This is a genomic window from Pseudoalteromonas sp. SR45-5 (assembly GCF_014163565.1).
GTDB classification, from domain to species: Bacteria; Pseudomonadota; Gammaproteobacteria; order Enterobacterales; family Alteromonadaceae; genus Pseudoalteromonas; species Pseudoalteromonas distincta.
This window is the reverse complement of record NZ_JACJDN010000022.1, coordinates 1-15,600: the sequence shown is the minus strand read 5'-3', so window position 1 is coordinate 15,600 and position 15,600 is coordinate 1. Positions and strand designations below refer to the sequence as shown.

Genomic DNA, 15,600 nt, shown 5'->3' with positions numbered 1-15,600 from the left:
GCAATTAACTACCCTTAAAGCCCAAGCCACTAAAGATGCGGAAAAATCAGCGTCTAAAGTATTTCAGCAGCAACTAGCACAATTAAATGAACAGCTAGAAGACAGCAAGCAAAGCGAAGAAGCACTCAAAATAAAGATTGAGTCTGAAAAAGTTAAAGCAGAGCAGCGCGTGCTTGAAAAGGTGAAGCTAGAAAAGCAAAGCCTTGAGGCATCAATAAAATCTAAAGATGAGCAATTAGAGCAATTTAGAAATGAAGAACTTAAACTCAGAAAGGCCAAAACAGAGCTTGAAGATAAACAAAAAAACTTTGAGCTTGAATTAGCACGTAAAGTTGAAGAGCAAAAGCAGTTACTTCGTGATGATGCTGCAAATGAGTTCAAATTGAAAGAAGCTGAGTACCGTAAAAAAATTGATGATGCTTCCAAAGCTAATAACGACCTTAAGCGCAAGCTAGAGCAAGGATCACAACAGCTACAGGGGGAGGTTTTAGAGCTTGAGCTTGAGACTACACTAGCACAGTTATATCCGCTTGATTTTATTGAACCCGTAAAAAAAGGAGCTAAAGGCGCAGATGTTATTCAAACAGTTTGCATGCGCTCAGGTACTGTGTGCGGAAAAATAGTGTGGGAGACAAAGCGAGCTGAAAATTGGTCAAACGCTTGGGTTAGCAAACTTAAAACAGATGTACAAAGTGCCGCTGGTGATATTGGAGTGCTAGTAACAACAGTCTTTCCTGCTAATACAAATGAGCCCATGTTAATGGTTGATGGAGTTTGGTTAGTTAAACCTGCTTTAGCAAAAGGCCTTAGTGAGGCGCTTAGAATAGTTCTATTAGAATCACAGCGCCAAAAAACGGTGAGTTCGGGCAAAAGTGAACAAGTAGAAGCCATATATGATTATATTTGCAGCACGCAATTTGTTCATCGTTTAAAAGCGGTTGTAGATCATCAAGAACAAATGAAAGTTGAACTTGATAAAGAAAGAAACGCAATGCAAAGGATCTGGAAAAAGCGTGAAGGGCAAATTACAGGTATCACAGCGCAAATGATGTCAATTTGTGGTGAGCTGCAAGGCCTCTCGCATGGCGGAATGCCAATGTTGGATGAGATAGCTGCTCTAGAGTAATAAACAAAAACCAGTTAAGAGCAAATTTTGCTCTTAACTGGTCGCTAATATAAGTGATTTATCCAAATAATCACTTAACCACTTGATTTGAGTAAAATGAATGGTAGATTAACGCTAGTAGTATATAACTATCCCAAGGTCGGGAAGCAGTAAAAAGGAATTGCAGTGATAATACCCCAGCGTTACCCCTCTATTTATAGCTCTGCTCGGATAATAAAAATTTCAAACGAGCCAATCATTCTATTACCCCTAGCTCTATATACAGCTAATGCATCAATTGATGAGGGAATCCCCTGTGCAAAATAATTTTGACGTAAGTCTATATACTAAAAAAGTATATCAACACCTTCGCTTCATAAAAGTAGGCGATTTTTTATGAGTATTTCGAATATATCTTCTAAAAAGTTAACTGGCATTAGCGCATTACAACACTGGGAGAGTGAGTTTCTTAGTATTGCCCCACGTAGAAGATTATTAGGTAAGCCGATTTGGGCGTATAAAGTAACTGATGAAGAGCTGACTTCTCTAAGGTACAAACTAAAGGGAATGTTAGGGGGTAAGTCACCTAGCGTCGTTTTTAACGTTTCAGTTATATTTGATAAATTGTTTGTTCTTTATTCAACCACATGGTTACAAAGGAATTATTCTGGAGGTAGAGATAAATGGCAACCACTCTTTAATAGCTTGGGTATTAAAGATTACAAGCCTTATTATCAATCTTCAATACGAGCTACAGTGAAGAGAGGTTTAGAATCTTGGCAGCAAATTATTTTTGATACGACAAGAGATGAATATTTTGCGACTTTGTTCTGTCAAGGTGGTTTTCCACGAGCTATCTTAACTGGAGAAAACGAAACTTACTTAAGACTGTACCTTATTTATATAATTGAGGAATATAGCCGCTTTCACCTCAGTAAATCATCATATGAATTAGCAAAAGAGTTTTTGCCAAAATTACCTAAAAGCTTGCAACAGGATGCTCTTGCAGAATTAGCTTCAACATTAGTCGAAGATCTTATTTTGTTACGAGATGAATATCACCTCTATGCAGTTAAAGACCCCGTTTTGGAACTAGAAGCTAAAAATCCAAAATGGAAGAAAGGTTTAAAGTTTCTTTTAAATGATAATGAAGCTACTGAGTTAATGCGAGTATTGCTCAGACGGGCAGCGAGTATTGTAAAAAGAGAAAAACATCCTGTAAGAATAACGCGATTTTTAAGAGAAGGCCATGAAGGGTGGTACGTAGAAGCGCTCGTACATTTGAACGCAACAATTAACCCTGATGATCTCAATGATCAATTAGGAAATGTAAATCTCCCTAATTTTTTCGATATGTATTCTTTAAGTTCTGCGCTTGATAGAAAATTATCAGCTTCTTTTAATTTAAAAGCAGATGGAGCCGAACGTTGGCAAGTATCTCGTAAGGCGATTAGTTACTTTGGGGAATCAGCACGAAGTGAACTTAGTTTTGAGTTATGGAGTGAAGATAAAAAACTAACTTCAAATATTTATTTCCGTGGCGAAGCATTATCAGATGTAATGCCTTGGGTTTTTGCTCCAGCTTCCAAAGGCTTGATGTTCATAGGTGAGGGCTCTGTAAAAAGCCAGAGTGAGAAAGTATATATAGTTTCTTCAGTAGAACCTCTTCCTGCGAATTTGTTATCGACGGTTGAGTATATTGCTAAAATACCTGGCGAGGCGCGGGCTGTTTATGAGATATATGGAATTGCCAAAATATCAACCATACACGGTTCATTTAAGGTTATTACTGATTGCGTTAGCACTAATACTGTTACTTGTCAGATAGTGGGGGCCCTAGAGCCATTAGCTGTTGATGAGAAAGTGTATAAAGGATTACCAACACTTGTTTCAAATATAGATGGTAGTACGAGTGAGATTTCAGCAGAGGAAATTTTCTGGAAAAGTAAAGAAAGTGACAAAGTATGTGCTTGGCATGCTGATAATGTATTTGGTCGAGGTAATATTTTATGGGTTAAGGGTGGTGATGTTGCTTGGCAGTCAAATCTTAATGTAATTCCTCAAAGCTCTAATTTTACCCATAATTTAAATGGTGCAGGAAGGCTCGAAGTTAACGTTATAAATTTTAAAAATGATGGTGTTGCTTTATGTCACTCTCAGGAACGTTGGCTTAAGAGTGTTGAACCGGCTATTTTTGGGCAAAGACTAAACATTCAATTACCTAATAGTATTTCTGCTTCTGTCAGCGCTGATCTTCGTTGGCCATATGCCGGCTCATTATCATTCGAAATCCCCACAGGGCAAAATGGACTCTGCCTAATTTCACATACAGGTCGGCCAATAACAAAATATCAACGAATTTGTATTGATGATTTATATCGGTGCTCGTTAAAAGTAGTTTGTGATAACGAAAAAGCGATATGGGGATTTAAAATTAATGCTGTTCTGATTAAAGAAAATAAAAGAGAGCAGCGTGATGAAGTTAAGGTTTCTTTAAACGAGCATTTACGCTTTGAAAATGAAGAAATATCTTCTGAAATGCTAATCGATTGTCAGGTTTTAATTAAATTAGCCAACATCTTATATACTCAATCAGACAATACATGGGATTACATTAGTTTTAGAGTAGAAAATAAATTTTTGGATTATCGTTCTGATTTAGGCAAAGTTTACCCTGACAGGCATCTAGCTATACCTATTAATAATGAAAGAAGAGTTAAAGAAAAGTTTTTCATTAGTAATATTGATGCTCATAAACATCCAGAATCTGTCAAATTAAAGCTGCGTCCTATGTGGAAACTTACTGAAAGTGAAGTTGTCATGGATGTTGACTATGACGAGCTGAACAGAAAGGCTTTTGTTGTTCCCAATGACTTACAGACGGGCCCTTGGCTTGTTTTTGCAGACCCTGAACATAAAGTTCAACCCACAGTGGTGACAATTTTTGGTGAAAATGTAAGTTTTGATGGAACCTTAACTTGTGCAGTAAAAAGTAATAACGTTAGATGGTTTCATGATGTATTACAGTTAATGGTAAAAGATCCAAATTACAAAGCTTGGAGTGAGGTAGAGCTATTTGTAAATGCTTTGGATTTGGTTCGAGCAAATACATTTAACATATTTACACATATGCTAGATTACCCTCAATCCTTCGCATTACTCTTGTTTAGAAAGTCAGATCAAGAGTGGTTTGAATCTGTTTGGAAGCTACAAAACCAACTTCCTTTTAGCTGGTTATGTTTAACTTTAGAACATTGGCTTTTTGCTATGGATAGTCTTATCGCTAGAATCGATCGTGAAGTATCTAATTTTAGCTTAAATGCAGAAATGATAATGCAACTAAAGGTCATGCATATTGAAGACTTTTTAGAAAAGCTCTCTTCTAGAGGGGATGGTTTCGCGACAATTGCAGATATTCTTAGATACAAGAAAATAGGTAAAACTTGTGAGTGGATAAATAGCCATAATGACGATTGGAAGTTAAACCAATTTGATTTATTTCACAAAGGAAAAAAAGAATTGTTTGATCGCCAGAGTGGCAAGTTTATCTGCAGACTTCAATCAGCTAGAAAAGACGAAGAGTTTAGACACGAATTAAAACCTAATTTGATGAGAGCAGTATTACCTCAAAAGCTTCATTGTTTACTTATAAATCGGAACATTTCAGAGCATATTTATAAAAGCCAATTCTTTATGCTTGAATTACCTGTACTTACGGCTTACTGGGCTGCAGGGCATTTAGACTCAGTAGATGATTTTCCTGTAAATTACAAACCATTTTCTCGCTTCTTACAAGTCGCTATATCAAGATTACTTTCTGATGATAGAGAGTGGATTCACAGCTCTTACAGTTTAGCTCTTCAAGCTAGTTTTTTAATTTCCAAGGACAATGCTCATGACTAAAAACATTTCATTTACAAAATTATATGAAGACATTTGTGAGCGGAGTTCTCAAGCAATATTAAGCCGAATGAGGTTACGAAATCCATCCCTACGTAACTACATTCACCAAGAGTTATCTGCAAGATTTGGTGAAGAGAATAGTCTTTTAGCTGATCCTATCTTCGAAGCAATGTTTGGTTGGAACCCTTCAAAATCTTCTCTGCTGAGTTTGGTACAGAATAAAGAATTATCCACCACTTTATTTAATAACTTAACAACTCCTCCTTTGCCAAAACCTGTTGACGAAGAAGACTATAATGATGATTTGTCTCATCGATATTGTAATGATATTAAGGAAGATTATTCATGGCCAGAAGCTAGACCTCCTTATCAGCATCAATTAGAAGCATGGAAGCATTTAAAAGGTGATGATGTTAAGTCAGTTGTTGTGACTAGTGGCACGGGGTCTGGTAAAACAGAATGTTTCCTCGTCCCATTGTTAAATGATTTAGCAAAGCAAGCTGAAGCATCTAAAGACGATTTAGTAGGGGTGCAAGCACTTTTTCTATATCCATTAAACGCATTGATTAATTCTCAACGAGAGCGATTAAGTGCTTGGACAAGAGGCTTTGAAGGTAAGATAAAATATAGCCTCTATAATGGCGATACTGATAATAAACCTCCCAAACAAGATATATTAAGAAAAGAACAAGCAGACACGCCTGAAAGGGTTAGATATAGAAAAACTATTAGAGATACGCCCCCGCCAATACTATTAACTAACGCAACAATGCTTGAATACATGCTGGTCAGGCAGGAAGACCAACCAATAATTCAGCAATCTGAAGGTCAGCTCAAATGGATTGTGTTAGATGAAGCTCATACTTATGTAGGGTCTCAAGCCGCAGAAATTTCTTTATTATTAACCCGTGTGATGCACGCCTTTAAAGTAAACCCAAAAAATGTTCGCTTTGTAGCAACTTCAGCCACAATAGGTGATAAAAATAATCAAGAAAAAACAAATAAACAACTGAAGGCTTATTTAGCGAAGTTAGCAGGTATTGAGACATCACAAGTCCATGTAGTAAATGGCGATCGCTTAATACCATCGATAAAAGAGAATGATTCCAATGATAAACTCGATATTGGTTATGCGGCTACATTATCAAGTAATGAGTTATTCGCTTATTTATCTAGCTCACCAGTTGCTAAAAGTTTAAGAGAAAAATTAACCAAGATGCCTATGAGTTTAGATGATATAGCTAAGGTTCTTTGGCCATTGAATAATAAGATAACGACTAACCAAAAGAAGAAGTCACTTCTTCTGATTGATTTAATGGCGAAAGCATATTCAAATCAATCTAGTGATCCCCAAGCATTTTTACCAGTCAGAGCGCACTTTTTTCATAGAGCACAAAAAGGAATTTGGAGTTGTATTGATATTAACTGCTCTAAAAAAGAAGGTACTTTGTTAGAAAGTGGTTGGGAATTTGGCAAAGTTTACCTCGAAGAGAAGCGGCATTGTGATTGTGGTGCCCCAGTATTTGAGTTAGCCCATTGTTCAGGATGTGGAACAAGCTCTTTAAATGCTGAAGAGTTAGTTGTATCGGGAGGCAAGAGGCAATTAAGTGTAAGGATTGGTGAGTTACTTGACGATTATGCTGATGAAGTAGAACAGCAGCCAGATGATTCAGAGCAAGAAGGGGTAGAAGATGAAGTAGAGTTGACCAAACATGCTCAAGTTTTTTCACCTTTAAAATCAGAAAAAGGAATTAGATACTTAAACTTCAAAACTATGGCACTGTCTCACTCTTATGAAGAAGAAAGCCATGCGATCAGCGTTATTACTAATGATGACCATGATGGTTTACGCTGTGCTTGCTGTGAGAAAGTTGAAAAACAAACCGGTACTAACTTTAAACGAGCAATACTTGGTGCACCATTTTTAATGGGGACTGTTGTACCTACTATGTTAGAACATGCGCCAGGGAAAAGTGACGATGTAAAAGATCTCCGTGGTAAACGAATGATAACTTTTACTGATAGCCGACAAGGTACAGCTCGTTTTTCTGCAAAGATGCAACTTGACTCAGAGCGTAATTTTGTTCGTAGTTATGTTTATCATCGCTTGGCTACTATTAGTGAACAAAATGAGTTGGACGAAGATACAAAAGGGATCATCGAAGCACTAAAAAGTATGGGAAAGACAGACAACGAGATAATGAATGCGGTACCTAAATATCGAGATGCTCTTAAAAATACAGCTTCAGTATCTTGGTTTGATTTAGTTGAACAACTATCAAATACGGATGAGGTACAGTTACTTTCTGGGGCAATAGAAGACGAACTAACTGACGAACAAAAAGATCAACTACAAACGGGTGAGTATGAACGCAAAGCACCTCAGCTTTCAGATCCTAAAAATTTGGCAAGACTATTTTTATATCGAGAGTTTGCTCGTAGGCCAAAGACACAAAACAGTTTAGAAACAATGGGGCTTGTCGCATTAACATATCCTGCAATTAATGCTATTAACGAAGAGCCTCAATCATGGCGAAGCATAGGGTTAAATAACTTAGATGATTGGAAAGACTTTTTAAAAATATGCATAGATTTTTGGATTCGTGAGAATACTTTTGTTGATATACCCAAGTACTACTTGAACTGGATGGGGGCACGAATTATGCCTCGTAGTTTAATTAGTTCTGAAGACGCGCCAAGAGATGAAATAGAAAAGAAAGCTCTACGTAAATGGCCAACGGCAAAGCCTACAGGAAGTATGCATCGACTTGTACGAATGTTGGCAAAAGCAACAGGGCTAAATCCGAAAGAAAACTGTTTATTATTTAATGATGTGCTAGGCGACGCTTGGAAAAAGTTACTCGAGCAACATATTTTAATTAAAGATAATAACGATAGAGGCTATCGTTTAAATTTTGAAAAGGTAGCTGCACCGCAGTTGATGACTAGTGGGTGGTTGTGCCCTTATACAAGTCGTATTTTAGATACCACTTTGAAAGGTATATCTCCTTATTTACCAAATGAAGATGAACGATTTGACTACTGTGCAAAAATAGAGGATTTAACTTCAGAAGAGTTTATTCAACAAGGTAGGGAGCAGGGTTACTGGAGTGATTTAAATGACCGCATTATCGAGGGGGTTAATTTAATACGTGCGGCAGAGCATTCAGCACAACAAGAAAGTCAGCGTTTAGCTGGATTAGAAAATGCATTCAAGTCAGGGAATTTACAGATTTTAAGTTGTTCGACAACAATGGAGATGGGCGTTGATATTGGCTCTCTTTCAATGGTTGTTATGAATAATGTTCCTCCAGGTCCAGCTAACTATCTACAACGAGCGGGTCGTGCTGGTCGAAGGCAAGAGTCTACAGCTATGGCATTGACGTTTTGCAAATCTACTCCTCATGGCGAGCGCGTATTCTCACACCCTAAGTGGCCTTTCGAAACCCCAATTAACGTGCCTCTGGTTTCACTAAATAGTAAACCTCTAGTGTTGAGACATATCAACTCACTAATACTTTCGACTTTTTTAATGTCAATTTATCAAAGAGATGAGAGCATTTTAAAAATGCATGCTGGGACATTTTTTCTCGAACCAGAAGCAGGCGGTAAATCAGTAGTGCAACAATTCCAAGATTGGTGTTCAACTGAAGCACTTACTAATAAGCGTTTAGAAGCTGGCATCACTCAACTGCAATTTGAAACCGTATTTTCACTTTATGACTGGAAACTATTAGTTTCAATGGTACAAGACGAAATGAGCGGTTCTTGTAAAAAGTGGATGAAGGAATACGATTCATTAGACTTTCAACTAAGTCGTTGTGATACTACTGGTACTGGTGGTCCAGCGCTGAGAAAGTTATCAGGGCAACTAAAGCGTTTAAAGGAGAATTATTTATTAGCAGAGCTATCTGGAAGTGGTTTTTTACCAGGGTATGGTTTCCCAACAGGTGTGGTCGCACTTGTAACTAACAGTAAAGATAGTAAGGAAAATAGGAATTCAGTTGGTAGTAAGCAAAATAAATTCCAGCGAAGAGGCTACCCAAGCAGAAGTTTGGATGTAGCTTTAAGAGAATATGCACCAGGTGCAGAAATTGTATTAGATAGTGTAGTTTATCAATCACAAGGTTTACAATTAAATTGGAAAATGCCGTTTAGTGAAAATGAGATTAGCGAACAACAACTATTTAGAGTTTCATGGGAATGTAAAGAATGCCACACTACTAGTACGTCTGTAATCAAGCCTGAAAACTGTACTAATACGGAATGTTGTTCAAGTAATATTAGATGGCAAGAGTATATAGTTCCATCGGGTTTCACCGTTGATTATAGCATGCCATTACATAATGATTATACGCAACCCAAGTACTTACCATTTAAAGAGCCTAAAATATCTTTAGAAGATGCTATGTGGCAACCATTACCCAACCCTGAACTTGGTCGTTATAGAACCAATGATAACGGAAAACTATTCCACTTTAATGAGGGGAGTGGCGCAGGTTACGCGCTGTGTTTATGTTGTGGCAGAGCTGAAGCTTTGGATAACAATGGTGGTGTTTCTAAATTAACCAAACAGCACAAAAGGTTGCAAGGTACTAGTATTGATAACAGTATTTACTGCCAAGGTTCAGAAAACTCGTGGGCCATAAAACAAAGTAAATTTAGTACTGACAACAAAGAGACCAAAGTTACACATCCCTTTTTGCTGGGGCACGACGTTCAAACTAGTATTTTCGAAATACAAATAAATGACCCGATTACAGGTAGCGCCATTTTTGACTCCAAATTAATGTATACCCTTGGGGTCGCCATAAGGATAATGTTGGCTCAGAAAGCTGGTATTACAACTGATGAGTTAGGTGTTGCAGTTCGTGATGTAACACAAAAAGGAGGCTTAAAAGTTACAAGCTTATTTTTGTATGATATTGCTTCACAAGGCGCAGGTTTTTCAACATCGATATTAAATAACTTTACTGACATTATAGCTGAGGCTAGAACTTATCTTGATACATGCACTAATAGAGAATGTGAAGGTGCATGTCATGCCTGCCTTTTGGACTATGATACACAGCATGAAGTTGATAACTTAGATAGGATTCATGCAAGTAACTTTTTGGCAGCTTCACAATTCGTTGAAAAGTTAAGGTTACCTAAAGAGTTAAGGATTTTCGGTAATGATTCCCTTGCAGAGATGGATAGCATGTCTTTGTTAATGACGAAAGTCATTGATACAGATGTAACGGGTATTCGCATCTATTTAGGTGAAGATATAAAAGAATGGGATTGGTCTGAGTGGAAGTACAGAAATTGGGTTAATCAACTTGCTACATCTAATATAGACGTTTCTATTTATATAGAAAGGAAGTATCTCGAAAGCCTCCAGCCAGACATCGCATGGAGTATTCAAGAGGATCTTGTTCCGGGTATAAGCTGGCATATTTGTGACTATGATGCACTTCCTAATAAAAGTGGATATATGTTGTTTGATGTTATTAAAGGTAACAATGTTCAGTCTTGGGGAACGCTAGATAAAAGCGCAAGCTTCCCTAGTGTAGCCTGGGGTGAGCCCCTAGATACCCTTATTGTAAAATCACAACCTACAGTTGATAGAATAGTCATATCTGAGCTAATAAATTTAGACAAAATATCTAGTAAATCTAACTTAACTTCAGCAGTAGTTATAGACAATGTTAGCAATAATTTGAATTGTAATGTTCAGGCTTTCGGAGAAAACTTATTTGAATTTATATCAGAGAGCGATAAGCAATTCTTAGAGAAAATTTCATGCGGAATATCAAGTGCTGTCTATTATGACAAATACTTAGTTTCCCCCCTCAGTTCATTTTTAATAATTAACTTTGTTGCTGCGATAAAAGAAAATACGAATGAGTTTGATCTTGAACTTTATTCGGCATATCCGAAAAAGGCTCTGCACAATCGCCCTCCAGTGTGCGTGGCAGACAATTGGGAGAACCATGATGATCAGCTTTATTATTACAGCCAACTAAGTAAAAAATATGGATTAAATGTATACCCTGAATTAACTGAGCCAAAAGAGTTACCACATGGCCGCTTTTTACTTTTAAAACTGAAAGATAAAAGCGAGGTGAAAATAATTTTTGATCAAGGGATGGGCTACTGGAGCAGTCGATACCCTTACCGATATAATTCATTTGATTTTACAAAAGATGAATTCGAGCAAGTAGAAGCCTCCACACGGTGGTCGTTTAACTTAGAAGCTGCAAGTCATGATTCGTATATTGCAGTTAAGTATGAGTGAAGTTTTTAAATCTATTGAGTAACAATCATGATAATAAAATTGCTAAATATATCTATTTTATTGAGCTAATAATTATCTGAATAGCAATTTTAAAATTATTATCTGGTATTTTAAATTGGAGCCCCCTTTGGATAAAAGGGGGGTGAGTTATGAAGTTCGAACAAATTATTGAGCGTATTATTGCCATTAATCACGCATGGAAACTGGCTCGGGATGACTTTGGTAAAGGTAGCCCAATCACTATATCGCTAAGAGAGCAAAAATCTTCTTGGCAAGCTAATTTACTCAGGCTTTATCCTGAGGCTAGCTTTTTGGCTTTAGCAACGGATTCTAATATGCATGATGAAGATCTCTATAGTGTTAGGTTGATTAAGCCAGTTCAAACAAGTATCGGCTTTAAAAGTGATGCAGAGCATATTCCTAAAAGGTTGGCTGAATCATTATTTACACATCAAGAGTTAAACAAATATTTTAATAAGGAAGTATAGAATATGAGCTTTTTATCGCTCTTTCTTCAAGACCCAATAACGGCAATTTTTAGCGTATGCATAATTTTTCTTTTTCTTTATGTAGCAGTATCTGAAGTAGTTAAAAGTAAGAATTACATTAAGAACCAAAATAGTAAGCTTGAAGAGTTAAGAAGGTTAGTAAACTCAAAAAGCTTTGATAATGAATCATGGTTGAAAAACTGCTTTGTAAGTGAGAAAGGCAGATTATTAGAACGTAATAATTTATTGATTACGAATGTACCACTAAACCATATTGCAGGTGATTACTATGACTCGTCTAATAAAACAATACCAGCACTCCTTACAAGCATAGGTGTTGCAGGTACTTTTTTAGGCATTACCATAGGTCTCTCAGATTTTGATTTAGGGAATGTAGGTAACGACTCTACAGCCTTACTCCATTCTGCTGCTGTTTTACTTACAGGTATGAAAACTGCTTTTGCGACTTCGTTAGCTGGTCTTGTTACATCAGCTTTCATGATCGTAATACTTAAATGGCGCATATCAAGTACAAATAAAGCTCGTAAAAATGTAGCTCATTTCCTTTCTAAAAATTGCTTGGAAGCAACTCCTTTAGATGTTTTACATGAGATCGCAAGCAATACTAATACTGGTGGACAAGTTGATTTAAGTAGTGCTTTTAATAAGTTAAATGAAAATATGTCAATGCAATTAACGCAGTTTAATCAATTAGCTGAGTCGTTTAATGGAAATGTCATTTCTGAAAAAATATCTTCAGCAGTTAATAACTCATTGATAGAGAATATAGCGCCGGTGTTTAACGATTTAACTACAGAGTTAAAAGCTTTGAAAACTGATAATGAATTAAACCATAAGCAGTTAGTTGAATCCTTGATAAATGAAATGGAAACGAAGCTTATTAGGCCAGTTACAGAGCAGCTTCGCGATACGGCTAATACTGTTAAACAGAGCAATGAAATTAATCAGCAACTAAATACAAATGTTGAAAAAACCTTGGCAGAAGTAGCTAATACTGTTTCCACAATTGATACTTTTAATCAAAATACAATGGAAAAACTTCAAGAATTTGCACTGTCTCTAAAAGATGTTCTGTCATCATTTAAATCTGAGACTCAGGTTGCCATGACAGAAATAACGACTCAAGTTGATTCAATATTATCCGTTGCGGTTAAAGGAATGGAAGAACAAAGAGCTGCTTTCAACAGTAGCAGTGAGAAAGCAGCAGGGGCTTTTGAGAAGATGAGCGTTGATTTAGAAAGCGCACTGGATGCAAGGGCTGAAAAAGAAAGTAGTTTATACGAAAATTTTGAACTTAGATTAGAAAGTTTATTAGATAAAACTAGTGATTCGTTTGCAGCACAGTCAAAAGCAGTGTCTGAAGTTACCCATCAAATAGATTCAGTACTTCAAATTGCGGTTACTGGTATGCAAGAACAAAGGGCTGCATTTGATAGTAGTACTGAAAAAGCGGCAGATGCGTTTGAAAAAATGGGTGAAAATTTAGAAGCATCTTTAGACTCTAGAACAGAACAGGAAGCTAAACTATATCTAGAAATTGAAAATAGGTTAGGGACATTATTAGATAAGACAAATGCTTCGTTTGAAGAACAAACAAAGGTTATTAGTCAAACAGGTGAAAGTGCTAGCCTACTAATGAATAACGCTCGAGAGCAATTACAAATAGGTTTGGGTGATATAGATACAAAAGTTCTCAATATGTCTAGGACAGTTCAAAGTGAACTTGAGTCATTTAGATCTCAGTATCAAGAAAATTTAAATGATTTCTTTAATCAACAAAATAACCTGCTAGAGGATACACTCGGTAAGCAACGTAACAACTTAATAGAAGTGGTAGATAGGTTTAAAGATGTGTTTGAGCAAGAGTATCAAACCCGCCACAATTTACTACAAGAGCTTACTGCACAATATCAACATTTACAGAGCAGTGTTGTTACGATTGAAAGACTGGTAAAAGCTATTGGACTCACTGAGTCATCTACATTCTCTCAACTTGAAGATATAGCAAGAAACACGGGTATTCAAGTAGGAGATCTTAAAAAGCAATACACAGAAGCAAGTGCTGTATTTAAAGAAATAACTGAAGGTTTACCAAAAGCTATGCATAAGTATTATGAGCAAGCAAACCAAAGCACAGAGCTTTATTTTAAAGGGTTTGATGAAGCTGCTAGTAAAATACATAATCGATTAGCTCAAGCCGCAGATTTTTTAATTGAAGCTAAAGTTCTAGAGAAATCAGTTTCAGAGAGTGAGGCTTAATATGCTTTCTTCTGGACGTGCTCAACACATTGATGAAATAGATGACAGTGGTGCATGGTTATCCATAGGTGATTTAATGTCTGCTTTGTTGATGATATTTGCATTATTATTAATAAGCGCACTTGTGCAAATATCAGAGTCTCAAGAGAGCAGTAAGAATAAGCGCATCCTAATTATTCAAGGAATTAATAAGGCACTTAATGAAGCAAATATTGAGGTAGAGGCAGATCCTGTAACTGGTGATATTTCAATATTAGACTCCGTCCTTTTTGAGCAAGGTGACTATACGTTAAAAGATAGCGGCAAAACATTTTTAGATAAGTTTATTCCTATATACAGTAATGTAGTTTTTCAAAGTGAAGATATAGCTGAGGAAGTTTCTCGAATTATTGTAGAGGGGCATTCAAGCCGCGAAGGTGGATTTAGCTACAATATGGAGTTGAGTGTAAAGAGAGCCAATAGTGTTTCATATTATATTTATAATATGGATTTTGATAAGAAACAGGAGTTTTTTGATAAAACACTTTTGGCTGGCAGAGGGCCGCTTGATGCAGATAAAAACTCAGATAATGCTGCTGATAGGAAAGTTATGTTTAGGTTTCAGTTTAAAGGGCAGGAGTTATTAGGGTCATTTGAACAGAGTGGTCTGAAAAATGTTGAGTAGCGGTATTAAATTTAGGTCACCAATAATACCTAATGGAAATAGTTTAAAAAATGTACTCACTAGTTCAAATCTTGAAAATAGTGGTGTATCTAATATTGAGCCTAACTTTCCACCTTTAACGTATACTCAAATAATAAACGTTATCAAAAATGATATGGCAGATGCTATTACATTGAGTGAATGGTTGATGCTTTTTTGTAACGATATTTATATTGATGATGAACTGGAAAAACAAGAAATAAGCATACTACTTTGGAAGTGTATAAATAACTATGATGCAGTAGCGAATATGGCTTTCTTTTTAGCCAGTCAATTCATTGAAAAAGAACGTAAATCTTACCCTGTGTTATTACTTGATACTTTATCGATCGTGAAGCCATTTCTACACGAAAGGCATCACCGAAGAGTTGAGTGGCTTACAAATATCTATAAAGCAGACTATATTTCCTGCAATAAGCTTGCGTTGGCACATAATAGTCAAACATTATGTTTTATTAATAAACTTAAACTTGCGAAACCTAACGCAACAAGAAAAGGTTTAATTAATAATCTTATTAATAGTTTACCTAAAGCACTCGATACTATTAGTTCTGAATGGTTAATTTCTTCATTTTCGCCATTAACTCGATTTGAACTGTTATCTGTAATCAATGAACTGGTCCAAAGCCACATTCAGTTTTCTAATATATTAGATACATGGATAAAAGAGAATTGCTTACCAAGTGAAGATCAAAGCCTCTGGTATGAATTAGAACCTGCCTCGCGAAAGGTGTTAGAGGAAAAATATGAAATAAGTAATTATTTCTTGTTTGAATTACTGGTTAAGTTACTTAGCAAGGATATCAATAGCTCAGCCCTTAATATTGATGATACCCAAAGT

Annotated in this window: 6 protein-coding genes and 1 pseudogene; all 7 read left to right on the top strand. The window is 36.3% G+C overall.

What is annotated here, in order from left to right:
- A partial coding sequence (locus H5072_RS01935; RefSeq protein ID WP_182692503.1) for a DUF2130 domain-containing protein occupies window positions 1-1,126 on the top strand: 1,126 nt, incomplete at its 5' end.
- 375 nt (window positions 1,127-1,501) lie between these two features.
- The gene (locus tag H5072_RS01930) at window positions 1,502-5,008 is read left to right on the top strand and encodes an STY4851/ECs_5259 family protein (protein ID WP_182692502.1); all 3,507 of its coding nucleotides are present in this window, start codon (window positions 1,502-1,504) and stop codon (window positions 5,006-5,008) included.
- A complete protein-coding gene (locus H5072_RS01925; RefSeq protein WP_182692501.1) occupies window positions 5,001-11,288 on the top strand; it encodes a DEAD/DEAH box helicase in 6,288 nt (2,095 codons plus the stop codon). Before H5072_RS01930 ends, H5072_RS01925 begins: the two co-directional genes overlap by 8 nt.
- Window positions 11,289-11,437: 149 nt before the next feature.
- Window positions 11,438-11,776 (top strand): hypothetical protein, encoded by a 339-nt coding sequence (locus H5072_RS01920; protein WP_182692500.1) that lies wholly within the window; start codon window positions 11,438-11,440, stop codon window positions 11,774-11,776.
- A 3-nt stretch (window positions 11,777-11,779) separates the two neighbouring features.
- Window positions 11,780-14,056 carry a hypothetical protein gene (locus H5072_RS01915; RefSeq protein ID WP_182692499.1) on the top strand — a complete coding sequence of 759 codons (2,277 nt, stop codon included), beginning with the start codon at window positions 11,780-11,782 and terminating at the stop codon, window positions 14,054-14,056.
- A gap of 1 nt (window position 14,057) precedes the next feature.
- Complete coding sequence (locus H5072_RS01910; protein ID WP_182692498.1) at window positions 14,058-14,720, top strand: OmpA family protein; 663 nt, start codon at window positions 14,058-14,060, stop codon at window positions 14,718-14,720.
- Window positions 14,710-15,600, top strand: a pseudogene (locus H5072_RS01905) (hypothetical protein); the annotation flags it as partial. The gene H5072_RS01910 and the pseudogene H5072_RS01905, both read left to right, overlap by 11 nt.